The sequence below is a fragment of the Pseudomonas sp. G(2018) genome (assembly GCF_005502415.1).
Lineage (GTDB): Bacteria > Pseudomonadota > Gammaproteobacteria > Pseudomonadales > Pseudomonadaceae > Aquipseudomonas.
On record NZ_SCOO01000001.1, the window covers coordinates 391,073 to 412,779 of the forward strand.

Below are 21,707 nucleotides of genomic sequence, written 5' to 3' on the forward strand. Positions count from 1 at the left end.
CCAAGGAACAGCCGCTATGACAAACCCATCCCCGACCGTTTCCATGGCGGATAAAGTTGCCCTGATCGACAGCCTCTGCGCCAAGGCGCGGATCCTGCCGGTGATCACCATCGCCCGCGAGCAGGACATCCTGCCGCTGGCCGATGCCCTCGCTGCTGGTGGCCTGACCGCCCTGGAAGTGACCCTGCGTTCGCAGTTCGGCCTCAAGGCCATCCAGGTCCTGCGTGAGCAGCGTCCGGAATTGGTGACCGGTGCCGGCACCGTACTCGATCGCCACATGCTGGCGGCGGCCGAAGCGGCCGGTTCGCAATTCATCGTCACGCCGGGCATCACCCGCGACCTGCTGGAAGCCAGCGTCGACAGCCCGATTCCACTGTTGCCAGGCATCAGCAACGCCTCGGGCATCATGGAAGGCTACGGCTTGGGGTATCGCCGCTTCAAGCTGTTCCCGGCGGAAGTCAGCGGCGGCGTCGCGGCGATCAAGGCCCTGGGCGGCCCGTTCGGCGAGGTTAAATTCTGCCCGACCGGCGGCGTAGGCCCGGCCAACATCAAGAGCTACATGGCGCTGAAAAACGTCATGTGCGTGGGCGGTAGCTGGATGCTTGATCCGGAGTGGATCAAGAACGGCGACTGGGCCCGCATTCAGGAATGCACCGCCGAGGCCTTGGCGCTGCTGGACTGATCAGCTTTACCTGACACTTCGTTGTGTGTTTTACGGCTTTACGGTGCGCTTGGTCGGTGCACCGTTTTTTTTGCCCAAAAGAAATGTACGAACGCCGTCTCCTGTGGGAGCGGGCAAGCCCGCTCCCACAGGTCAGCGCAGCTCCGTCAGCGCCGTGACCAGTCGTTTCATATGGTCGGCGGTGGTGGTCAGTCCCGGCGTAATCCGAATGCACGGGCCACACGCCGCGCCGGTACGCACCACGGTGAACAGGTTGTAGTCGTTGAGCAGCCGCTCGACCATCGCCTGTTGATCGGCCTGGGCGGTAAAGCGCATCGACGTGATGCCGCAATACAGTCGTGGGTCATCCGGGGTCAGGACTTCAATGTCGGGTAACTCGCGTACCGCACGAACCCAGAGGTTACGCAGGTAGTTGAGGCGCGAACCCTTGGCCGCGGAACCGCCCATCGCGTGGTGTTCCTCGATGACCAGCGGCAAGGTCAGCAAGGCCGGGATGTTCGGTGTGCTATAGGGCGTACGGGCTCGAATGTCGGTCGGCGGAAAGTGCATTTCGCCCATGTCCGGGTCGATGTCCGCCAGGCGCTCGGGGGCGATGTAGAGAAAGCCGAGGGTCAACGGCGCACCGATCCACTTGTGCAGGTTGTAGGCCGCGAAGTCGATGCCCAGTTCATCGAGGTTGAACTCGAATTGACCCAGCGCGTGGGCGCCATCGAGGATCACGTCGATGCCATGCTCCTTTGCGGCAGCGGCAATGGCCTGCACCGGCATTACCAGGCCGGTGCGGTGGGTAACGTGGGTTAGCGCCATCAGCTTGAGCCGCGGGTAACGCGCGAAGGTTTCACGGTAGGCGGCGATCAAGCTGTCGAAGCTGGCGGGGTGCCGGTGTTCGATCTCGATGACGTCGACACCGCGATGTTTCGCCAGCCAGCGCATGGCGCCCTTGACGGTGTCGTACTCCAGATCGCAGATCAGCACCTGATCACCCGGCTGCAGGCGATTGTAGTTGCGGATCAGCGACTGCAAACCCTCCGTAGCGTTGCTGGTGAGCGCGACCGTCTCGGCGGACACACCGATCAAATTAGCCACTTGTGCCTGGATCTTGATGCTTTCGCCCTGTTCGAAACGCTGGCGAACGTGAACCGAGTTGCCGCGATTGATCAGTTCGATGTTGCGCTGATATTCCTCGACCACCGTGCGCGACATACGTCCGAAATAACCGTTTTCCAGGTTGATCGGGCCGGGTTGCAGATCGTAGCGATCGGCAAAGGTTTGCCAGAAGGCTTCATCACGGGCGCGGCGGGTGTTGTCGGGCATGGGGTTACTCAATCAGGGGCGGGATGAGTGAATCAGTGGCGAGGGGCAGGTTTGCCATGTTTGGTGCGCAGCGGTTCGAGCAATTCCGACAAGCCGTTGTGATCGATTTCCTGCATCAGCGCCAGCAGGCCGCCGAGTTCGCCATGGGGGAAGCCTTCCCGGGCGAACCAGTTCAGGTAGGGGCCGGGCAAGTCCGCAATGATCCGGCCTTTGTACTTGCCGAAGGGCATTTCGCGGGTTATCAGCAGTTCGAGTTTTTCAGGGTTCATGACTCAGTCGTCTTGTTTCATTCGGTTCGGAAAATACAGGCATTCTGCATGCAGGCCAAATGACAGATCATGCAAAAAAAACGGATACAGATTCTTCGGTTTAATCTAACTATATGAAAAATAACGGTTAATTTATCGGTTAGAAGCTGGCATGCAGGCTGCACTACTTAATGCATCTTTCATCAACCGCAAGGAACTGAAAAATGACCGACATAAACAAAGAAGCGATTTCTGTACTCAACGACCTGATTGAAACCAGCAAGGACGGTCAGGAAGGGTTCAAGACTTGCGCTGAAGACATTAAACACCCTGAACTCAAAACCCTGTTCGTGCAACGCTCGGCCGATTGCGCAGCGGCTGCCGCGCAATTGCAGAGTGCCGTGCGTTCGATGGGTGGCGATCCGGAAACATCCACCAGTGTCAGCGGCGATTTGCACCGTCGCTGGGTCGACGTGAAGTCGATGTTCACCGGCAAGGACGAAGAGGCCGTGTTGAACGAAGCCGAGCGTGGTGAGGACCATGCACTGAAGGCTTATCGCGAGGCCATGGAGAAAATCAACAAGCACAACCTGGTGGGCATTCGTGACATCGTTGAGCGTCAGTACCACGGTGTGCAGCGTAACCACGATCAGGTCAAAGCCCTGCGTAACCAGGCGCGCGCACGTTCATAAGGGCGATTGGTAACACCTGTGGGACCTGTGGGAGCGAGCAGGCTCGCTCCCACAGTTAGTTATGGCGCGGCGAATCACCCGATGCTGATCGCCGGAAGCTCGGTCAAGGTCACGGACTGCTGTTTGCGCGGCGCGAGGATTTCCGCCTCGCCATCGACCACCAACTCATCGCGCTGGTTGAACACGCGAGTGGCAATGCGCACGCGGAACTTCGGCAGTTTTTCCAGGATTTCCAGGCGCACCGTCAGGGTGTCGCCGATTTTCACCGGCTTCTGAAAGCTCATCTGCTGTCCGATGTAGATAGTGCCCGGTCCTGGCAATTCGCAGGCGACCGCGGCGCTGATCAACGCACCGCTGAACATGCCGTGGGCGATACGTTCCTTGAACATGGTGCTGGCGGCGTATTCAGCGTCCAGGTGCACCGGGTTGTGGTCGCCCGACATCGCGGCGAACAATTGAATGTCGCGCTCTTCGACTGTTTTGCTGAAGCTGGCGGTCTGGCCGATTTCGAGGGCTTCGTAGGGGGTGTTGGTAACCTGGGTCATCGGTCTGAATTCCTGTGACGAGTAAAAAAATTCACAAAAAACTATTCGGTTCGGTGTGGCCGGGGATTGCTCAGGGTCTGGTGGATCCAGGCCAGCACATCGGCGGTCACTTCATCGCGGTTGGTTTCATTGAACAGTTCGTGCCGCGCTTGCGGGTAAATGGTCAGTTGCAGGCTCTGGCTGCCAGCCTCACGCAAGGCGCCAGCCAGATCTTTCAGACGCTTGCCTTCGCTCACCGGATCACATTCGCCGCCGATCACCAGCAATGGCAGGCCCGGATCGATCTGGGCGAGATTGGACGCTTTGCTGATTTGCTGCAACCCGCCAAGTAAATCGATCCACAGTTGATTGGTGCAGCGAAAGCCGCAGAGCGGGTCGTTGGCGTACAGGTCGACCTCCGCCGGGTCGCGGCTAAGCCAGTCGAATTGGGTGCGCACCGGTTTGAATTTCTTGTTGAACGAACCGAACGACAACCATTCGATCAGTGCGCTGCGGCCCTTGGGCCCCTGGCGAAGGCGTTCGAAACGGGCGATCTGGCGTGCCGCGCGATAAAGCGCCACGGGCTGGAAGTTCGAGCCGCTGAGAATCGCGCCATGCAGGCTGGCGCTGTGATGCAACAGATACGCCTGGGCGATGTAGCTGCCCATGCTGTGGCCCAGCAGCACGATCGGCGCGCCGGGATGTTGCTGGCCGATGTGTTGGTTGAGGCAGGCCAGGTCACCCACCACTTTGGCCCAACCGTCCGTGTCGGCAAAATGGCCGAGCGTCCCGTTTTCGGCAGTTTTGCCATGTCCGCGCAGGTCCGGGGCGTACACGCCATAGCCTTGATCGCAGAGTTTTTCCGCCAGACGCGCGTAGCGGCCGCTGTGTTCCGCCATGCCGTGCGCCAGCAGGATCACGGCCTTGGGACTGCCAGTGGGCAGCCACTGATTGACGAAGAGTCGGCTGCGGTCGCTGGTGGTCAACCAGAACGTATCGTGGATCATCGCGATTCCTTTGCTGGGGCATGGGGCATGGAGCTTGCGGCTTGCAGCTCAAGTTTATAGCGCATCCTTCGCCGGCCGTCTGATCAGGCCGTGCCGCGGCAGCAAGATTCACACGATCTATGACACACGTGCACATATTTGCCTGATTCGCCATAACTGCTAGTGTCCGAGAAGCTCCGCTTTTCCGCTTTCCGAGAAATGAGCGAGAAATGACAGAAAAGCGGCCCCGGATAGGCTCAGGTAAAGAGGACAAGAACAATGCAACCTGATTTCTGGAATGACAAGCGCCCGGCCGGCGTGCCACTGGACATTGACGTCGCTGAGTACAAGTCGGTCATCGAGGTGTTCGAGCGTTCCTGCAAGAAGTTTGCTGATCGCCCGGCGTTCAGCAACATGGGTGTCACCCTGACCTACGCCGAACTGGAACGCTACAGCGCCGCGTTCGCCGGCTACTTGCAAGCCCACACCGACCTCGTGCCGGGGGATCGCATCGCGGTCCAGATGCCCAACGTCCTGCAATACCCGATCGCCGTGTTCGGCGCCTTGCGTGCAGGGCTGATCGTGGTCAACACCAACCCGCTGTACACCGCGCGGGAGATGCGTCATCAGTTCAAGGATTCCGGCGCCCGGGCGCTGGTGTACCTGAACATGTTCGGGCAAAAGGTCCAGGAAGTGCTGGCCGACACCGATATCCAGTACCTGATCGAAGCGAAAATGGGTGACATGATGCCCGCCGCCAAAGGCTGGCTGGTCAATACCCTGGTGAGCAAGGTCAAGAAAATGGTCCCGGCCTATTCCTTGCCCCAGGCCATTTCCTTCAAGAGCGCCTTGCACCAGGGCAAAGGAAGGGGCATCAAACCACTGAGTGCCGGCCTCAACGACATCGCCGTGCTGCAATACACCGGCGGCACCACGGGCCTGGCCAAGGGCGCGATGCTGACCCACGGCAATCTGGTGGCCAACATGCAGCAGGCGCGGGCCTGCCTCAGTCAGTTTGCCAGCGACGGCCAGCCGCTGTTGCGTGAAGGCCAAGAGGTGATGATCGCGCCGTTGCCGCTGTACCACATCTATGCGTTCACGGCGAACTGCATGTGCATGATGGTGACCGGTAACCACAACGTGTTGATCACCAATCCGCGGGATATCGCCGGCTTTATCAAGGAGCTGAAAAACTGGCGTTTCTCGGCGCTGCTGGGGCTCAACACGCTGTTCGTGGCGTTGATGGACCACCCGGACTTCAAGACCCTGGACTTCTCCAGCCTCAAGCTCACCAACTCCGGCGGCACCGCGCTGGTCAAGGCTACGGCCGAGCGCTGGGAACAGTTGACTGGCTGCCGCATCACCGAAGGCTACGGCCTGACCGAAACCTCGCCGGTGGCCTGTACCAACCCGTATGGCGAGCAATCGCGCATCGGCACGGTCGGCCTGCCGGTGCCGGGCACCACGCTTAAGGTGATCAACGATGAAGGCGTCGAGCAGCCGTTGGGCGAGCGCGGCGAGCTGTGCATCAAAGGCCCGCAGATCATGAAGGGCTACTGGCAGAAACCCGAGGCGACCAACGAAGTGCTGGATGCCGACGGCTGGTTCAAGTCCGGCGACATCGCGGTGATCGACCCGGACGGCTTCGTGCGCATTGTCGATCGCAAGAAAGACATGATCATCGTCTCGGGTTTCAACGTGTACCCGAACGAGATCGAGGACGTGGTGATGGCGCACCCGAAAGTGGCCAACTGCGCGGTCATCGGTGTACCGGACGAGCGTTCGGGCGAGGCGGTGAAGTTGTTCGTGGTCGCCCGCGAAGCGGGTGTCAGCCTTGAAGAGTTGAAGGCCTACTGCAAGGAAAACTTCACGGCGTACAAAGTGCCCAAGCACATTGTCTTGCGTGAGTCGTTGCCGATGACGCCGGTGGGCAAGATTCTGCGGCGGGAGTTGCGGGATATCGCGTAAGCGGTGAATGGCCGCGCTTCGCGCGGATCGCGGGCAAGCCACGCTCCCACAGGTTCGGCGTCGTTCACTCATCTTGTGAACAATGCTGAACCTGTGGGAGCGTGGCTTGCCCGCGATGCCTTTAAGGGGAAAGCCTCGAATTTCGTGGCTTTCAGCGACATATAGGTTTTTTGCTCTAAAATGACTGCTTGTTATTCTTGAGTCATCAATGTGACCGTAGAGGCCGATTTTGGCTCTAGTCGACCCTATTCAAAGCTGCTACTCTCGGCGCGCTTTGTGACTTCTCGGCCTAGTAAAAAGCCAGACTCACCTATAGACAAACACCAATAATAATCGCATCAAATGCGGTGCTGAATTCGCGTTGCTGAGGAGTGGGCTTCCATGATCGAAGACTTTTGGAAGGATAAGTACCCAGCTGGAATTGCTGCCGACATCAATCCAGACGAGTACCCGAATATTCAGGCAGTGTTGAAGCAATCCTGCCAACGCTTCGCCAACAAACCGGCATTCAGCAACCTGGGCAAGACAATCACCTACGGTGAACTGTACGAATTGTCCGGTGCCTTTGCCGCCTACCTGCAACAGCATACCGATTTGCAGCCGGGCGATCGAATCGCCGTGCAACTGCCCAACGTGTTGCAGTACCCGGTTGCCGTCTTCGGGGCCATCCGCGCCGGGCTGATCGTGGTCAACACCAACCCGCTATACACCGCGCGGGAAATGGAACACCAGTTCAACGACTCCGGTGCCAAGGCCCTGGTCTGCCTGGCCAACATGGCACACCTGGCCGAAGCCGTCGTGCCGAAAACCGGGGTCAAGCACGTCATCGTCACTGAAGTCGCCGATCTGTTGCCTCCGCTCAAGCGTCTGCTGATCAACAGCGTGATCAAGTACGTGAAGAAGATGGTGCCGGCGTATCACTTGCCAAAAGCCATCAAGTTCAACGACGTGTTGAGCAAGGGCCACGGTCAGCCAGTGACCGAGGCCAGCCCGGCCAGCAGCGATGTCGCGGTGCTGCAATACACCGGCGGCACCACCGGCGTGGCCAAGGGCGCGATGCTGACCCATCGCAACCTGGTGGCGAACATGTTGCAGTGCAAGGCGCTGATGGGTTCCAACCTCAATGAAGGCTGCGAGATCCTGATCACGCCGCTGCCGCTGTACCACATCTATGCCTTCACCTTTCATTGCATGGCGATGATGCTGATCGGCAACCACAACATCCTGATCAGCAACCCGCGCGATTTGCCGGCGATGGTCAAGGAGTTGTCGAAGTGGAAGTTCAGCGGTTTCGTCGGCTTAAATACCTTGTTCGTGGCCCTGTGCAACAACGAAGGTTTCCGCAAGCTGGATTTCTCGGCGCTGAAAGTCACCCTGTCCGGTGGCATGGCCCTGCAACTGGCGGCTGCCGAACGCTGGAAAGCAGTCACCGGTTGCGCCATCTGCGAAGGTTACGGCATGACCGAAACCAGCCCGGTGGCCACGGTCAACCCGATCCAGAACATCCAGATCGGCACCATCGGCATTCCGGTTCCGTCGACCCTGTGCAAAATCATCAATGATGCCGGTGTCGAACAGCCGATGGGTGAAATCGGCGAGCTGTGCGTGAAGGGGCCGCAGGTGATGAAGGGCTACTGGCAGCGCCAGGAAGCCACCGATGAAATCCTCGACAGCGAAGGCTGGTTGAAGACCGGCGACATCGCGCTGATCCAGCCCGATGGCTACATGCGCATTGTCGATCGCAAGAAAGACATGATCCTGGTCTCCGGCTTCAACGTGTACCCGAACGAACTGGAAGACGTGCTGGCGGCCTTGCCGGGCGTGCTGCAATGTGCGGCCATCGGCGTACCGGACGAGAAGTCGGGCGAGGCGATCAAGATTTTCATCGTCGCCAAACCGGGCGTGACCCTGACCAAGGAACAGGTGATGGAACACATGCGCGCCAACGTCACCGGCTACAAGGTTCCGAAAGCCGTGGAGTTCCGTGATGCGCTGCCGACCACCAACGTCGGCAAGATTCTGCGTCGTGAACTGCGTGATGAAGAATTGAAGAAGATCAACGCGAAGAAAACCGCCGCGTAATCAAACAAAAAGCCCCGCAGATGCGGGGCTTCTTTTAATCCGTCAAAACACCGATCTACTGTAGGAGCGAGCATGCTCGCGAAAAAGGCCCAGACAACGCAGGCAATCAGACAGCCCGCGTTATCGTTAACGTCCATCGCGAGCATGCTCGCTCCTACAGAAATGTTGTTTATTGGCGGAAGGGCGCGAAATTGACGTTGGTGCCCGCCGGGCGCATGTCCTGCAGGTACGAGTCCTTGTCGGCGCTCAGTTCCAGGCTCAGGGCTGCCTTGCGCTTGCCCTGGTTGCGTACCACAAGGCCTTCGAGCTTCTCGCGCAGGAACACCGTCGGCACTTTCAGGTGCAGCAGTTCGTCGGTATCCGGGGTGTGCATCAGCAGGTGAATCCACTCGTACTGACCAATGGCCAGGCGCGCCACCGGGATGTCGAACCACCAGATGTTGCGGTTGCGGTTCAGTTCGGTGAAGTGGCAGTTGTTGACGCCAAGCACAGCACCGCCGAGTTCCTGATTTCTGCGGGCAATGGCCTGCTTTTTATCGAGTTTCATAACATTCCTACGGGATTGGATCTTCAGCGCCAGGGCCTGAATACGTTGCGCATTCTCGGGGGTTGCCGGGCAAACATAAAGCCCAACCTGCATTGAACGATGAAATGTCGCCGGAAAATAAATGAAACTCCCTGCAAACGCCCTCGGTCAACCTTGTGTAATGACTTTTCTCATCGAGATGTTCAGAGGAGAAGCACCATGGGCAGCACAAGCGATAAAGTAAAAGGCATGGCCAACGAAGCGGTCGGCAACGTCAAACAAGGCGTCGGCAAGGCCACTAACAACCCGAATCTGCAAGCTGAAGGCAAGGCTCAGGAAAGGAAAGGCGAGGCCCAGCAGGCAATCGGCAAAGCCAAGGACGCGATCAAGAAAGGCGTCGACAAAGCGTGATACGGCCTTTGATGAGCGAATGAAACGGCCATCCACGGATGGCCGTTTTTGTGTCAGCCTGAACTTGAACGATGAAATTGTTTCAAAGTCGCCAGGTAGGCTACTTTGATGAAAGAAAACGGCCCCAGAGTCGCCACGACCTCAACCCAATCCTGTATGCGGCGAATGGAGACGCAAATGATTTTCCCGGACATGAGAGGCCTGCCCCTGCACCGTGTGATGATGCGCACGGTCACCGAGTTCGTCGACGACGAGATGTCGACCTATGCCTCGGCGCTGGCCTATCAGATGCTGTTTTCGCTGTTTCCCTTCATCCTGTTCCTGATCGCCCTGATCGGCTTCCTGCATCTGCCGGACTTCTTTTCCTGGTTGCGCCTGCAATCGGAACTGGTGTTGCCGCCCCAGGCGCTGGAGCAGGTGAACCCGGTGATCGACCAGCTCCAGCAATCCAAGGGTGGCCTGCTGTCGGTGGGTATCGTGATTGCCCTGTGGACCGCGTCGGCCGGTGTGCGCTTGATGATGAGCGCGATGAACGCCGCCTACGACGTGGTCGAAGGCCGGCCGGCGTGGAAGCGCTTTCCGCTGTCGATCATCTATACCGTTGGCATTGCCGGCATGCTGCTGATCGCCGCGGCGTTGATGGTGCTGGGGCCGCAGGTGATGAGCTGGATCGCGTCGCAAATCGGCCTTGAATACTTCATTGTCACGCTGTGGAGCATTGCGCGCTGGCCGGTGATCGTTATTTTGATGATGGTCGCGGTGGCACTGATCTATTACGTCATGCCTGACGTCAAACAAGAGTTTCGCTTCATCACGCCGGGTTCGGTGCTGTCGGTGGTGGTGTGGATCATCGCGTCCCTGGGCTTCGGTTTGTACGTCAAGGAATTCGCCAACTACAACGCCATGTATGGCAGTATCGGTGCGATCATCGTGCTGTTGCTGTACTTCTATATATCCGCCGCGGTGCTGCTGCTCGGGGCCGAGATGAATGCGGTGATCGAACACATGTCGCGCGAAGGCAAAGACCCTGGCGAGAAGGTTGCCGGCGAGCATGGTCCCGTTCATGAGGAAAAACACCACGTGTCGGGACTGGGCCGCGATCATTCAAAACCCAAACCGACCATTGACGAAACCTGACCATGATCCGTGAAATTCTGAAAATGGGCGATGAACGCCTGCTGCGCATTGCCCCTCCAGTGCCGGCCGAAATGTTCGACAGCCCCGAGCTTTGGCAACTGATCGACGACATGTTCCAGACCATGGAAAGCGTCGGCGGCGTTGGCCTGGCCGCGCCGCAGATTGGTGTCGACCTGCAGCTGGTGATCTTCGGCTTCGAGCACAGCGAACGTTATCCAGACGCCGAAGCCGTGCCGCAGACGATCCTCATCAACCCGTTGATCACGCCGCTGAGCCCGATCATGGAAGAAGGGTTCGAAGGGTGCCTGTCGGTGCCGGGTTTGCGTGGCGCAGTGGATCGCTATCAACAGATCCGCTACGAAGGCTTCGACCCCAAGGGCGAGCCCATCGTGCGCATCGCTTCCGGGTTCCATGCGCGGGTGGTGCAGCATGAATGCGATCACCTGATCGGCCGGCTATACCCGTCGCGCATCACCGACTTCAGCAAATTCGGGTTCACCGAAGTGATGTTCCCGGATCTTGATCCCAACGCAGACGACTGACTCGCTCCCACAGGTTCTGTGTAGTTTTCAGTCAATCACTTGGTTGGCTTTGGGTTCCAGGCCCATCGCGATCATCGGTTTGCTGCGGGCGTATCGGCTTAAGCGCTCGACCATGGCGTAGGGCATCGACGGATCGAAGGTAAATCCGCGGCGCTCATAAAACCCGCGCAAGTCGGGATGGCAGAACAACCAGACCGGCAGCGCGAGATCTTTCACCGCTTCAGCGATCAATGCGGCAGCGACACCCTGTTCGCGACAGGCCGGATCGACAAACAACCCGGTCAGCCAATGCCCACCCGATACCGGGCGCAAGCAAAGCGCCGCTATGATCTCGTCACGCCGTGCGACCCACAGCTGCGCGTCGCGTACCGCTTTCATCGACGATTGGTGGGCGCGATAGAACTTGTTCATCAATGGCCATAGCGGCTCATCGAGTCGGGAGTAATGAATGCTGTGCATGGGACTAAACTGTTGGAGGGGCAAGCGCGCGATTATAAAAGAACGCGCGCGTCGGGATAGGTGTATACCTGTTCTCACCCCCTCGTGAGTGGAGTACGCATCATGTCTAAAGGTATGGAATCAAAAAAAGAGCTGAAGAAAAAACCGGCGAAAACCGCCATTGAAAAACGTGCCGACAAGAAGGCCAAAAAACTGAACGTATTCGGGCATTGATTCTGCGCTGACCGATCGCTCCCATGCGCTGCACGGGAGCGATCTTCTGAAAATAATCTGCAAGAAATCCCGGCGTCGTTGCACAGAAGGGGACTGGTCCCCGATCCGAGCAACGCCATGCCCCATTACTTAGATACCGCCCACCCCGCCGTAACGCCAGTTGTCGGATCTGTTATTTCTGACAGTAGACAGATAATCGCGACACAATCGACTCTGCTCCCTGCATGCGCCTGATTTATTCAGCGTTTACAGGTAGCGGAGTGTTTTCATGAACACCCAATGGTTCGTTGGAGTCGCGGCACTGTGTGTCGGCATCGGCGCACTGTTTTTTTCTGCAAAGAATGTGTCGGTCACGCGCATTCCCTACACGTTGTTTGAACCCGCCATGACGGCTGGGCAAAAAGCCGAGGTGCGGCAGCAGATTGATCGGCAGCTGCGGCGCAAAGCGGGGGGCAAACAAGTCAGTCCCACGCAAGTGGTCTATGCCGATGGTTCCATCGTGTTGACGTTTGCGGTGCCCGGCGATGCGGGCTCATCCGATAGCACCTGTGATTACGGTTACTTTTGTGTCTGGAGCGACCCGGACTACGCGGGCACAAAACTGTCGCTGCTCAGCACGCCGAAAAATCATTTCATCAACCTTTCCGACTTCGGCATGAACGGGCAGGTCTCGTCCTGGCAGCATCACAACAAGGTCCACACGGTCAAAGTGTTTGGGGTGGATGGGCCTGATGCCAAAGGCAACGTGATGATGAGCAATCTCAAGGAAGTCGGGTTGGGTAAGGGTTGCTGCCCGTTCAGTATCCCCGAGCAGGTCAGTCCTACGGGCGCCTGGACTGAAATTTACGCTCAAAATCGACTGGTCGAACATAACGACCGAATGGTCAGCATTGCGCTTGGGCCTATGTTCTTTTTGTTTGCCCAGTAAAAAATCCCCCCACTGCGGGTCCGCGTCTTGTGACGCTGAACCGATTTTGTCCCGGATAGTGGCCGACTAGTGGCCTTGCGCGGCCCTGATGCCTGTCTATGCTGAGGCGTAACTAACTATGTCGGTCGCAATCTGATGCCAGGGATTGAGACCCAAGAGTGCGCAAGCCAAGGCACCGTCACGGGTTGACAGGGAGCGGTTCGGTAAATGGAGTTTGCTTATGAGCATGTTAGGGCTGCCCGGCTCCGGGCTATCAAGAGAAGGATGTCTTGATGAGGAAGCCGCACCAGGGACCCTCCGATTCAACATCAAATAATTGCCTGACAAGTCCTTCCTGTTTGGAGGGGCGCGCGTACCTGTTCCAAGGAACGTAGTGGTGAGTGTGAAAGATCCGTTGCTTTCATTAATCAAAAGACCGCGCTTAGGGTGATACGACCATGTTTAACCTGCATAACAAGGCTGATCTACTGGAAATCGAACGCTTCAGTTGTGCGCTGACCGAAGCCAATGCCAAGTTGGCCGCTGTCAGTAGTTCAATGGCGATGATTGAATTCACGCCCGACGGCATCGTGCTGGATGCCAACGAACATTTCTGCAGGGCCATGGGCTACAGCGTCGAAGACGTACGCGGCAAGCATCACCGGATATTCTGTGAAGAGGCGTTTTACCGCAGTGAGGAATACGTCAGGTTGTGGCGCGATCTGGCGCGTGGCGAAGCGGTGAGCGGTACCTTTTTGCGCTTGAACAAGAGCGGCAGGGAAATCTGGCTCGAAGCCAGCTATATGCCGGTGTATGGCCCGGATCGTCAGGTGCGCAGCGTGATCAAGGTTGCCACGGACATCACCGACAGGGTCAACAAGGAACACGAAAACCAAAGCATGCTTGCGGCGATCGGCCGTTCCATGGCGGTGATCGAGTTCACTCCGGACGGCAAGGTGATCACGGCCAACGAAAACTTCCTCAAGACCATGCACTACTCGCTCAACGAAGTCATCGGTCAGCACCACAGCCTGTTCTGTCACCGTGCCGAAGCCGAGTCGTCGGCCTACAAGGTGTTCTGGGCGTCACTCAATCGCGGCGAATATCACTCGCACCGTTTCGAACGCAAAGACAAATACGGTCATACCGTTTTTCTGGAAGCCTCCTACAACCCGTTATTCGATGCCAAGGGGCGGCTGTACAAAGTGGTGAAATTCGCCAGCGATATCACCAGCCAGATGACCACCCTGCAAACTGCCGCGGAATCGGCCCACAGCACTTCGGTGCAAAACGACGTCTGCGCGCGCAAAGGCTCCGAGGTGGTGCAGCAAACGGTGCAGATCATCCAGGATATTTCCAGGGACTTGAACGAAGCGGCGCTGAGCATCGATGCGGTGAGCAAGCAGTCCGACATCATCGGCACCATCGTGCAGACCATCCGCGGCATTGCCGATCAGACCAACCTGCTGGCGCTCAATGCCGCCATCGAGGCTGCCCGCGCCGGGGAGCATGGGCGTGGGTTTGCGGTGGTGGCCGATGAAGTGCGCAGCCTCGCCGCGCGCACCAGCCAGGCGACGGTGGAGATTGTCGATGTGGTGCGCAAGAACCACGACTTGTCCGTGAGTGCGGTGTCGAGTATGCAATCGAGCCTGAGTCGAACCGGGCTCGGAGTGGAGCTGGCGAACGAGGCGGGGGAGGTGATTCTGGAGATCCAGCAGGGCTCGCGGCATGTGGTGGATGCGATCAGTCAGTTCAACTCGACCTTGCAATTGAACTGAACGTAGCTCAGAACCTGTGGGAGCGGGCTCGCTCCCACAAGGGCTTTGTACTTTAGGGTTACAAGGTCACAGCGAAGCCAGGAATTTATCCACGACCTGAGCTCCGGACTTGTCGCCGTTGCGCTCAGCCTTTTCGGCCTCCGCCATTTCTCGCTTATCTTCCATGCGCTGGGCGATTTCTTCACCCACTGCCTTTTGCTTCTCCGGCGGCATCTGTTCGACTTCTTCGGCGGTCAGGCCCATCTCCTCCAGAATCGCATCGCGCATGCGCTGTTCCGGGGTTTTGCTCATGTAGTCCTTGAATTCGGAAGTGGCCGAGCCTTCCTTGAGTTTGTTGATGACGTCGTCAGGCAGCTTCATTTCGGACATTTGCAGGCCTACGCGGGTCTTGGCAAATGCCTCATCAACGTTGTCGCTGATCCGCGTGGCTTCGCTGACCTGTTGCGTGGCCTGTTGGGTCGCGGATTCCTGAACCTGGGGGCTGGTTTGCGCGGCTTGCGCCTGCACATTGTTTTGCAGGGCCTGAGCCATGGCGCCTTGCAGCCCGGCGGCGGCTTCGGCGGTCGGATCTTCACCCGCACGTTTGGAAAGCGGAATGACGTGGTTTGTTATTGCACTGACCAACATGATGAATTGACCTTGTAGGTGGTTATGGTGCAGTGCTTTGAGCAAATACTGTGCCTGTAAAGATAAGTTCCTAAAAATCAGTCACTTACCTTTTGATTAACAGGCGTTCAGCTGAAAAGAGGGCAAACGTTTGCCGACGAGCGGCAACGGTTGTAAGTTCCGCGTCGGGTCAAGGCAAGCCATTGCAGCAATGCTTGAGAAAACCGGGTCGTGGCGCCAGGCGCTTGAAATAGTCATCAATAGCAGGGAAGTCTGGGCGGGTGAGGGGTGTCATCAGCCAGCGGTTGACGGACAGGCCGATGACGATGTCGGCCAGGGAGAATTTGTCCCCGGCGACATACGCCTGGGTGGTCGCAAGTTGATGTTCGAGGATGCCCATTTTCTGGTTCCAGCCACGCACGCCGACTTCCACGCGATGCGGGTCCTGGTACTCCGGATCCTTGCGCACCAATGCCATGAACGCGTAGCTCCAGGACGAATTGAGATCGGTGGCCTGCCAATCCATCCACTGCTCCACCCGCGCGCGCGCGGCCGGTTCGGTGGGCAGTAGCTCGTTGTGATGATGGTGGTGTTTGCCGGCCAGGTAGCGGCAAATGGTGTTGGACTCCCAGAGCGGACCGTTCTCATCAATGATCACCGGCACCTGGGCGTTGGGATTGAATCGCAGGAATTCCGGACTGTGGGTCGAACCAAATCCGCTGCCCCAATCCTCGCGTTCATAGCTCAGGCCGAGTTCCTCACACGTCCACAAGACCTTGCGGACGTTGATTGACGAGGCTTTGCCGAGAATCTTCAGTGCATGGTCCATGGGGCGACTCCATTGCGAATGGCATTCATGCCTTTAATTGTAGGAGCTGCCGCAGACTGCGATCTTTTGATCCTGTCGTTTGAAGAGCAAAGTCAAAAGATCGCAGCCTGCGGCAGCGCCTACGTACTCTCGCGCACCTTCAACTCAAACCCCATGTCCTGCACCGGCTTGGCCACGGTGTTGCCGGCCATCAGCGTCAGCATTTGCTCCGCCGCGCGGCGGCCGATGGCTTCGCGCGGGGTGCTGATGCTGCTCAGGCGCGGGACCATGTGGGCCGAGGCCGGCAGGTCGTTGAAGCCAAGAATCGCCACCTGCTCCGGGATCTTGATGCCGCAGCGCATGGCTTCGAGCAGCGCGCCCTGGGCCAGGTCGTCGTTACCGAAGAAGATCGCATCGACATCGGGATGACTGGCGATCATCTGCAAAAACAACTCGCCGCCCAGGCCCACCGAAGACGGGCGTGGGGTCAGCACCTCCAGCGCAGGGTCATACAGACCGGCCTTTTGCAGGGCTCGGCGGAAACCTTCGCCCCGCAGCAGCGTACGCTGATCGAGTTGTGCGCCGATGTAGGCCAGGCGCTTGCGGCCACGGGACAGCAAATGTCCGGCGGCGGTTTCGCCGGCGGCCAGTTGCGAAAAACCGACGCAATTGAGGCCGGCGGCGCTGTCCAGCTCCATCATGTACACGCAGGGGATGTTGCTCGCTTCGATCATCCGTCGCGAACTTTCGGTGCGGTCGAAACCGGTGAGCAGCAAGCCACGGGGCTGATAGGCCATGTAGTTGCGCAGCAGGTTTTCTTCTTCGTCGCGGGAATAGTGGAAGTTGCCGATCAGCACTTCGAAGCCTTTTGGCCGCAAAACCTGATGAATGGCTTCCAGGGTGTCGATGAACAACAGGTTGGATAGCGACGGCACCAAAACCACCACCGAATGACTCTGGGCCGAGGCCAGGGCGCGGGCTGCGGAGTTGACCACATAGTTGAGCTCAAGCGCCGCGTTCTGCACCTTTTCCACCAGTTCCGTGGCCACCGTGCTGACACCACGCAAGGCGCGGGACGCGGTGATCGGGCTGACACCGGCCAGGCGCGCGACTTCGTTCAGGGTAGGGCGGCCAGTGGTGCGGGTATTTTTATCGTTCTTGGTTGAAGTCATCGATGGCTTGCCAAACAAAATTCAAGGCACTAAGGTAGCGCTGTCTCGATGCAGCTGCAAATGCGTGAGCGGGGGTTCGCCTGATCCTCGCTTTTTGGCGTTGGGAACAACACGCTGCAACCCACAAAAATGACAAGAAGGCGTCGGCAACTTCTGCTTTTGGTCCAGCGTCATAGCTGTCAAAGGTAGCGCTGTCTGCGCGCTGAGGTGTTACATGAATCATCCCATCACCGCCCTGGTCATCATGGGCGTTGCCGGTTGCGGCAAGACGTGCGTCAGCGAGGCCTTGTGCCAGCTCAGTGGCGCCACTGCCATTGAAGGCGACACTTTCCACCCTGCCGCCAATATCGAAAAGATGAGCGCGGGTATCCCCCTGAATGATGAAGACCGTGCTGGTTGGCTCGACAGCCTGTGCGATGAACTGCGCCGTGTCGACGCCCTGGGCCAGCGCCCGGTGCTGACCTGTTCTGCGCTCAAGCACATTTATCGCGAACGCTTGCGCAGTGCCTTGCCAGGCCTGGGCTTCGTGTTCCTGGAACTGACCCCTGAAGTCGCCGCCGACCGCGTATCGCATCGCCCAGGCCACTTCATGCCGTCGACCCTGATCGAAAGCCAGTTCGCCACCCTCGAATCCCCCGTCGGCGAGCCGTTGACCCTGGCCCTCAATGCCTCGAACCACAGCGTCGATCAGTTGGCCGCTCAGGCTCACCATTGGTGGCTCGAGCATGGCCTGAAACGCGCCGGTTAATTTTTTGCTTGCAGAGATAGCGCTGTCCTTATGGCATTCGCCTTACCCGCTTTAATAACAACAACAACCAGGAGACACCCCTAATGTTTGGCATGTCCCACGAGACGTTCCTGCTGCTCGACGCAGTGGTCACGGTGATCGGGCTTATCGTCCTGATCACCAAGTTCAAGTTTCACCCCTTCATTGCCCTGATCATCGCCGCAGCCTTCCTCGGGCTGACCTCCGGCATGCCGATCGGCACCATCATCAAGGCATTCCAGGACGGCTTCGGTGGCGTACTCGGGTTTGTCGGGATCATCCTCGCGCTGGGCACCATGCTCGGCAAAATGATGGCCGAGTCGGGTGGGGCGGACCAAATCGCCCAGACCCTGATCCGCTCCTTCGGCAAGGACAAGGTGCAGTGGGCGATGATGTTCGCCGCGTTCCTGGTGGGCATTCCGCTGTTCTTCGAAATCGGCTTTGTGTTGCTGATTCCGCTGGTGTTTATCGTAGCCCGGCGTACCGGCGTGTCGATCATCAAGATCGGTATCCCGTTGCTGGCCGGTTTGTCCGCCGTACACGGCCTGGTGCCACCGCACCCGGGTCCGCTGCTGGCCATCGGCGTGTTCGGCGCCGACATCGGCAAGACCATTCTCTACGGCCTGATCGTGGCACTGCCAACGGCGATCATTGCCGGTCCGATCTTCGGTACCTTCATCGCCAAGCACATCCCTGGTCACCCGAATCAGGAGCTGGTGGATCAACTGGCCCGCGAGTCGGATTCCGCCGATCTGCCAAGCTTCAGCATCACCCTGATCACCGTGCTGTCGCCGGTGTTCCTGATGCTGCTCAAGACCTTTGCCGATGTGGTGCTGCCGGAGGGTAACTTCTTCCGTACCTTCATGGACCTGATCGGCCACCCGATCTCGGCACTGTTGCTGGCATTGCTGTTGTCGCTGTACACCTTCGGCTACAAGCAAGGCATCGGTTCCAACCAGATGCTCAAATGGCTGGACGCGAGCCTGGCGCCGACGGCCGCGATCATCCTGATCATCGGTGCCGGTGGTGGCTTCAAGCAGATGCTGGTGACCAGCGGCGTGGGTAATGTCATCGGCAACATGGCAGTGGCGGCGCAGATTTCGCCCATTCTGCTGGCGTGGCTGGTGGCGGCGGTGATCCGTATCGCCACCGGTTCGGCGACCGTGGCGACCATTACCGGCGCGGGCATCGTGGTGCCAGTTGTCGGGATGATTCCAGGGGTTAACCGTGAACTGCTGGTGCTGGCCACCGGTGCCGGTTCGTTGATCCTGTCTCACGTTAACGACGCCGGTTTCTGGCTGGTGAAACAGTACTTCAACATGACCGTGGCAGAGACGTTCAAGACCTGGACGGCGATGGAAACCATCCTGTCGGTGGTGGGGTTGGGCTTTATTCTGTTGTTGTCGTTGTTCGTTTAACGATATTTGGCAGACACAAAAAAACCGCAGCGATGCGGTTTTTTTGTGGGTGCCTTCCGCGGCTGTTACGGGGCTCTCAAGTTCTGAAGTCGAGCCTCGATATCGAGCGTAGGTGCAGCATTTGTTGTTCCGGGCAAGCTTTCATAACCTGATGAACCGCTACTAAAACTGGAAATCGTTCTGAAACTGCTGGGGGTAGATGGTAAGGAGCTGTTACGGGAGCCAGGGCTGGAGGAACTATTGATAGAGCTGCGAGATATGGGCGCAGGCGTTGCTCTTGTTTTATCTATTGAGGGTGTTGGAGGTGGCCCAGGAGTACTGCCTTTGATGGGGGGATAGTTTTCCCCTTTTGGCAAACCCTGTTGTGGCTTTGATCTCCCCAAGGTTGTTTTATTGGATTTGAGAAAAGGGACTTGGCTGTTTTTCATGGCTCCACTCATGGCACCCAAAATTCCTCCCGTACTTGATTGTGTGGTTACTGTGGTCGTTCGGCCCGCATTGGCGCCACCTCTGCCGACCGGAGAAATAATCGCCCAAAAACCCGCAAATATATCAAACAACGAAGCTTCTCCTGTCGGATCCACACCGTTCGCCGGATCACCACCGCAATACGTATACGAACTTGTTCCACCTTTCCCGAACGGACTGAACTTGTCCGGGCTATGAAACCGCATCAATCGCGGGTTATAGACGCGGTACCCCTTCCCCAAAAAATACCAGTCAGTCTTCGCCTCGCGCAGTTCGCCGTTAAACCCCAGGTGCGTCATGACCTTCTGCTGGCCAGACTGCTGACCATAGGGGGAGTAGGCGAGGAGGCGGTGAATGCGGCCGGCCATTTCGGCGAGCACGGTGTTTTTGCTGTCGCCGACTAACAACAAGGTGCGGGACATGTGATTGGCAGGTTTAGATGTGGGCATGGGAGGGCCTTTGTTTGACGACACGTCAATAAAGGCTTCCAGCATTTCACGTAGTTCCAGTGTCGGGAACTGACAGAACTACCAGGTTCCATCGGGCGCGCCACAAACCAAATGTGGGAGCGAGCCTGCTCGCGATGGCGGAATGTCAGTCGAAATCAATGTTGACTGTCACGCCGCTATCGCGAGCAAGCTCGCTCCCACAGGGGTTCCTGCAGTTTTATGTGTCAGGTGTCAGGATTTGCTGACTACACCATCCGCCCTGAACATCCCGCGAATTCCGCGCACGGCCTGGCGAATCCGGTCCTGGTTTTCGATCAGGGCGAAGCGCACATGGTCATCGCCGTATTCGCCGAAACCCACACCCGGCGAGACGCAGACCTTGGCTTCGGCCAGCAGTTTCTTGGCGAATTCCAGCGAACCCAGGTGGGCATAAGCCTCGGGGATTTTCGCCCAGACATACATCGACGCTTTCGGATTCTCCACCATCCAGCCCAGTTCATGCAGACCCTTGACCAGCACGTTGCGCCGCTGCCGGTATTGCTCGGCGATGTCGCGCACGCATTGCTGATCGCCTTCCAGCGCGGCAATCGCCGCCACTTGCAGCGGGGTGAAGGTGCCGTAGTCGTGGTAGCTCTTGATCCGCGCCAGGGCATTGACCAGTTCCGGGTTGCCGACCATGAAACCGATGCGCCAACCGGCCATGTTGTAGCTCTTGGACAGGGTGAAAAACTCCACCGCGATGTCCTTGGCGCCCGGCACCTGCATGATCGACGGGGCTTTCCAGCCGTCGTAGACGATGTCGGCGTAAGCCAGGTCGTGGATCACCAACACGTCGTACTGCTTGGCGAGGGCGATCACCCGCTCGAAGAAATCCAGCTCCACGCACTGCGCGGTGGGGTTGGACGGGAAGCCGAGGATCATCATCTTCGGTTTTGGAATCGAGCCACGAATCGCCCGTTCCAGTTCGGCGAAGAAATCCACGCCCGGCACCAGCGGCACCGATCGCACCTGGGCGCCGGCAATCACGGCACCGTAGATGTGAATCGGGTAGCTCGGGTTCGGCACCAGCACCGTATCGCCCTGGTCGAGGGTGGCCAGCATCAAGTGCGCCAGGCCTTCCTTGGAACCGATGGTGACAATGGCTTCGCTTTCCGGGTCGATGTCGACCTCGTAGCGTTCCTTGTACCAGTTGGAAATCGCCCGGCGTAGACGCGGAATGCCCTTGGACGTCGAATAACCGTGGGTGTCTTCGCGCTGGGCGACGGTCACCAGTTTTTCGACGATGTGCGGCGGGGTGGCGCCGTCGGGGTTGCCCATGCTCAAGTCGATGATGTCTTCGCCACGACGACGGGCGGCCATCTTCAGCTCGGCAGTGATGTTGAAAACGTAAGGGGGGAGTCGATCGATGCGCGCAAAGCGGCGCGGCGAACCTTGTTCGGCCATTGTTGCCTCGGATAACGTAAGCGCCCGGAACCGTCCGAGCGACGCTGGTCACTGCGGTGACCTGTGGCGGAATGTACGGGCAGCTGTGGCAGACTGTCCAGCCTCCAT

21 protein-coding genes and 2 pseudogenes are annotated in these 21,707 nt (G+C 58.3%); 12 read left to right on the forward strand and 11 right to left on the reverse strand.

Features of this window, described 5'->3' with window-relative positions; all coding sequences use genetic code 11:
- Positions 1-16 precede the first annotated feature (16 nt).
- Positions 17-682, forward strand: coding sequence for a bifunctional 4-hydroxy-2-oxoglutarate aldolase/2-dehydro-3-deoxy-phosphogluconate aldolase (locus FFS64_RS01835; RefSeq protein WP_008056780.1), 666 nt, complete (start codon positions 17-19; stop codon positions 680-682).
- A 132-nt stretch (positions 683-814) separates the two neighbouring features.
- Here FFS64_RS01835 and FFS64_RS01840 read toward each other — a convergent pair whose 3' ends face one another.
- A complete protein-coding gene (locus FFS64_RS01840; protein ID WP_137803982.1) occupies positions 815-1,996 on the reverse strand; it encodes an aminotransferase class V-fold PLP-dependent enzyme in 1,182 nt (393 codons plus the stop codon).
- Between the two features lie 32 nt (positions 1,997-2,028).
- Positions 2,029-2,265, reverse strand: coding sequence for a DUF3820 family protein (locus FFS64_RS01845; protein ID WP_032891009.1), 237 nt, complete (start codon positions 2,263-2,265; stop codon positions 2,029-2,031).
- A 203-nt stretch (positions 2,266-2,468) separates the two neighbouring features.
- On the opposite strand from FFS64_RS01845, the gene FFS64_RS01850 reads away from it, so the two are divergent.
- Positions 2,469-2,936, forward strand: coding sequence for a PA2169 family four-helix-bundle protein (locus FFS64_RS01850; protein ID WP_137803983.1), 468 nt, complete (start codon positions 2,469-2,471; stop codon positions 2,934-2,936).
- A 74-nt stretch (positions 2,937-3,010) separates the two neighbouring features.
- On the opposite strand, the gene FFS64_RS01855 is transcribed toward FFS64_RS01850, so the two are convergent.
- Together FFS64_RS01855 and FFS64_RS01860 are read right to left on the reverse strand one after the other, a co-directional pair.
- Positions 3,011-3,481 (reverse strand): MaoC family dehydratase, encoded by a 471-nt coding sequence (locus tag FFS64_RS01855; protein ID WP_096509380.1) that lies wholly within the window; start codon positions 3,479-3,481, stop codon positions 3,011-3,013.
- A 41-nt stretch (positions 3,482-3,522) separates the two neighbouring features.
- Positions 3,523-4,467, reverse strand: a complete 945-nt coding sequence (locus FFS64_RS01860) for an alpha/beta hydrolase (protein WP_137803984.1) — start codon at positions 4,465-4,467, stop codon at positions 3,523-3,525.
- Between the two features lie 258 nt (positions 4,468-4,725).
- Here FFS64_RS01860 and fadD2 point away from each other — a divergent pair, with 258 nt between their 5' ends.
- Together fadD2 and fadD1 are read left to right on the forward strand one after the other, a co-directional pair.
- A complete protein-coding gene (gene fadD2 / locus FFS64_RS01865) occupies positions 4,726-6,414 on the forward strand; it encodes a long-chain-fatty-acid--CoA ligase FadD2 (protein ID WP_137803985.1) in 1,689 nt (562 codons plus the stop codon).
- Between the two features lie 381 nt (positions 6,415-6,795).
- On the forward strand, positions 6,796-8,496 hold the full coding sequence (fadD1, locus tag FFS64_RS01870; RefSeq protein WP_137803986.1) for a long-chain-fatty-acid--CoA ligase FadD1: 1,701 nt from the start codon (positions 6,796-6,798) through the stop codon (positions 8,494-8,496).
- Between the two features lie 169 nt (positions 8,497-8,665).
- On the opposite strand, the gene FFS64_RS01875 is transcribed toward fadD1, so the two are convergent.
- On the reverse strand, positions 8,666-9,043 hold the full coding sequence (locus FFS64_RS01875; RefSeq protein WP_077047210.1) for a hypothetical protein: 378 nt from the start codon (positions 9,041-9,043) through the stop codon (positions 8,666-8,668).
- Positions 9,044-9,241: 198 nt separating this feature from the next.
- Between FFS64_RS01875 and FFS64_RS01880 the strand changes: the two genes are divergently transcribed.
- The 3 genes from FFS64_RS01880 to def all read left to right on the forward strand — a co-directional run bounded on the left by FFS64_RS01880 (position 9,242) and on the right by def (position 11,112).
- Positions 9,242-9,433, forward strand: a complete 192-nt coding sequence (locus FFS64_RS01880) for a CsbD family protein (protein ID WP_137803987.1) — start codon at positions 9,242-9,244, stop codon at positions 9,431-9,433.
- A 177-nt stretch (positions 9,434-9,610) separates the two neighbouring features.
- Positions 9,611-10,570, forward strand: a complete 960-nt coding sequence (locus FFS64_RS01885; RefSeq protein WP_137803988.1) for a YihY/virulence factor BrkB family protein — start codon at positions 9,611-9,613, stop codon at positions 10,568-10,570.
- Between the two features lie 2 nt (positions 10,571-10,572).
- On the forward strand, positions 10,573-11,112 hold the full coding sequence (gene def, locus FFS64_RS01890) for a peptide deformylase (protein ID WP_137803989.1): 540 nt from the start codon (positions 10,573-10,575) through the stop codon (positions 11,110-11,112).
- A 27-nt stretch (positions 11,113-11,139) separates the two neighbouring features.
- On the opposite strand, the gene FFS64_RS01895 is transcribed toward def, so the two are convergent.
- A complete protein-coding gene (locus FFS64_RS01895; protein WP_137803990.1) occupies positions 11,140-11,571 on the reverse strand; it encodes a GNAT family N-acetyltransferase in 432 nt (143 codons plus the stop codon).
- Between the two features lie 481 nt (positions 11,572-12,052).
- Here FFS64_RS01895 and FFS64_RS01900 point away from each other — a divergent pair, with 481 nt between their 5' ends.
- From FFS64_RS01900 to FFS64_RS32100, 3 genes and pseudogenes are all read left to right on the forward strand, one after another.
- A complete protein-coding gene (locus FFS64_RS01900; protein WP_137803991.1) occupies positions 12,053-12,712 on the forward strand; it encodes a peptidase inhibitor family I36 protein in 660 nt (219 codons plus the stop codon).
- A gap of 536 nt (positions 12,713-13,248) precedes the next feature.
- Positions 13,249-13,923 (forward strand): annotated as a pseudogene (locus tag FFS64_RS32095) (PAS domain-containing protein); the annotation flags it as partial.
- Positions 13,924-14,052: 129 nt separating this feature from the next.
- Positions 14,053-14,469 (forward strand): annotated as a pseudogene (locus FFS64_RS32100) (methyl-accepting chemotaxis protein); the annotation flags it as partial.
- A gap of 66 nt (positions 14,470-14,535) precedes the next feature.
- Here FFS64_RS32100 and FFS64_RS01910 read toward each other — a convergent pair.
- From FFS64_RS01910 to FFS64_RS01920, 3 genes are all read right to left on the reverse strand, one after another.
- Positions 14,536-15,096, reverse strand: a complete 561-nt coding sequence (locus tag FFS64_RS01910; protein WP_137803993.1) for a hypothetical protein — start codon at positions 15,094-15,096, stop codon at positions 14,536-14,538.
- Between the two features lie 169 nt (positions 15,097-15,265).
- The gene (locus tag FFS64_RS01915; RefSeq protein ID WP_137803994.1) at positions 15,266-15,904 is read right to left on the reverse strand and encodes a glutathione S-transferase family protein; all 639 of its coding nucleotides are present in this window, start codon (positions 15,902-15,904) and stop codon (positions 15,266-15,268) included.
- Positions 15,905-16,023: 119 nt separating this feature from the next.
- On the reverse strand, positions 16,024-17,055 hold the full coding sequence (locus FFS64_RS01920) for a LacI family DNA-binding transcriptional regulator (protein WP_095193229.1): 1,032 nt from the start codon (positions 17,053-17,055) through the stop codon (positions 16,024-16,026).
- Between the two features lie 214 nt (positions 17,056-17,269).
- On the opposite strand from FFS64_RS01920, the gene FFS64_RS01925 reads away from it, so the two are divergent.
- Both FFS64_RS01925 and FFS64_RS01930 read left to right on the forward strand, forming a co-directional pair.
- Entirely contained in the window at positions 17,270-17,803 is a 534-nt protein-coding gene (locus FFS64_RS01925) for a gluconokinase (RefSeq protein ID WP_137803995.1), read from the forward strand.
- Positions 17,804-17,886: 83 nt separating this feature from the next.
- Positions 17,887-19,239: a GntP family permease gene (locus FFS64_RS01930; protein WP_137803996.1), complete on the forward strand. Its 1,353-nt coding sequence runs from the start codon at positions 17,887-17,889 to the stop codon at positions 19,237-19,239.
- 65 nt (positions 19,240-19,304) lie between these two features.
- On the opposite strand, the gene FFS64_RS01935 is transcribed toward FFS64_RS01930, so the two are convergent.
- Together FFS64_RS01935 and alaC are read right to left on the reverse strand one after the other, a co-directional pair.
- The gene (locus FFS64_RS01935; RefSeq protein WP_137803997.1) at positions 19,305-20,201 is read right to left on the reverse strand and encodes an RHS repeat-associated core domain-containing protein; all 897 of its coding nucleotides are present in this window, start codon (positions 20,199-20,201) and stop codon (positions 19,305-19,307) included.
- 186 nt (positions 20,202-20,387) lie between these two features.
- Positions 20,388-21,599, reverse strand: coding sequence for an alanine transaminase (gene alaC / locus FFS64_RS01940; RefSeq protein WP_095193233.1), 1,212 nt, complete (start codon positions 21,597-21,599; stop codon positions 20,388-20,390).
- Positions 21,600-21,707 lie beyond the last annotated feature (108 nt).

Bases quoted from the DNA above. Each gene is read 5' to 3' on its own strand.
- FFS64_RS01835 (WP_008056780.1), top strand. From the start codon at position 17: ATGACAAACCCATCCCCGACCGTTTCCATGGCGGATAAAGTTGCCCTG.
- FFS64_RS01840 (WP_137803982.1), bottom strand. From the start codon at position 1,996: ATGCCCGACAACACCCGCCGCGCCCGTGATGAAGCCTTCTGGCAAACC.
- FFS64_RS01845 (WP_032891009.1), bottom strand. From the start codon at position 2,265: ATGAACCCTGAAAAACTCGAACTGCTGATAACCCGCGAAATGCCCTTC.
- FFS64_RS01850 (WP_137803983.1), top strand. From the start codon at position 2,469: ATGACCGACATAAACAAAGAAGCGATTTCTGTACTCAACGACCTGATT.
- FFS64_RS01855 (WP_096509380.1), bottom strand. From the start codon at position 3,481: ATGACCCAGGTTACCAACACCCCCTACGAAGCCCTCGAAATCGGCCAG.
- FFS64_RS01860 (WP_137803984.1), bottom strand. From the start codon at position 4,467: ATGATCCACGATACGTTCTGGTTGACCACCAGCGACCGCAGCCGACTC.
- fadD2 (WP_137803985.1), top strand. From the start codon at position 4,726: ATGCAACCTGATTTCTGGAATGACAAGCGCCCGGCCGGCGTGCCACTG.
- fadD1 (WP_137803986.1), top strand. From the start codon at position 6,796: ATGATCGAAGACTTTTGGAAGGATAAGTACCCAGCTGGAATTGCTGCC.
- FFS64_RS01875 (WP_077047210.1), bottom strand. From the start codon at position 9,043: ATGAAACTCGATAAAAAGCAGGCCATTGCCCGCAGAAATCAGGAACTC.
- FFS64_RS01880 (WP_137803987.1), top strand. From the start codon at position 9,242: ATGGGCAGCACAAGCGATAAAGTAAAAGGCATGGCCAACGAAGCGGTC.
- FFS64_RS01885 (WP_137803988.1), top strand. From the start codon at position 9,611: ATGATTTTCCCGGACATGAGAGGCCTGCCCCTGCACCGTGTGATGATG.
- def (WP_137803989.1), top strand. From the start codon at position 10,573: ATGATCCGTGAAATTCTGAAAATGGGCGATGAACGCCTGCTGCGCATT.
- FFS64_RS01895 (WP_137803990.1), bottom strand. From the start codon at position 11,571: ATGCACAGCATTCATTACTCCCGACTCGATGAGCCGCTATGGCCATTG.
- FFS64_RS01900 (WP_137803991.1), top strand. From the start codon at position 12,053: ATGAACACCCAATGGTTCGTTGGAGTCGCGGCACTGTGTGTCGGCATC.
- FFS64_RS01910 (WP_137803993.1), bottom strand. From the start codon at position 15,096: ATGTTGGTCAGTGCAATAACAAACCACGTCATTCCGCTTTCCAAACGT.
- FFS64_RS01915 (WP_137803994.1), bottom strand. From the start codon at position 15,904: ATGGACCATGCACTGAAGATTCTCGGCAAAGCCTCGTCAATCAACGTC.
- FFS64_RS01920 (WP_095193229.1), bottom strand. From the start codon at position 17,055: ATGACTTCAACCAAGAACGATAAAAATACCCGCACCACTGGCCGCCCT.
- FFS64_RS01925 (WP_137803995.1), top strand. From the start codon at position 17,270: ATGAATCATCCCATCACCGCCCTGGTCATCATGGGCGTTGCCGGTTGC.
- FFS64_RS01930 (WP_137803996.1), top strand. From the start codon at position 17,887: ATGTTTGGCATGTCCCACGAGACGTTCCTGCTGCTCGACGCAGTGGTC.
- FFS64_RS01935 (WP_137803997.1), bottom strand. From the start codon at position 20,201: ATGCTGGAAGCCTTTATTGACGTGTCGTCAAACAAAGGCCCTCCCATG.
- alaC (WP_095193233.1), bottom strand. From the start codon at position 21,599: ATGGCCGAACAAGGTTCGCCGCGCCGCTTTGCGCGCATCGATCGACTC.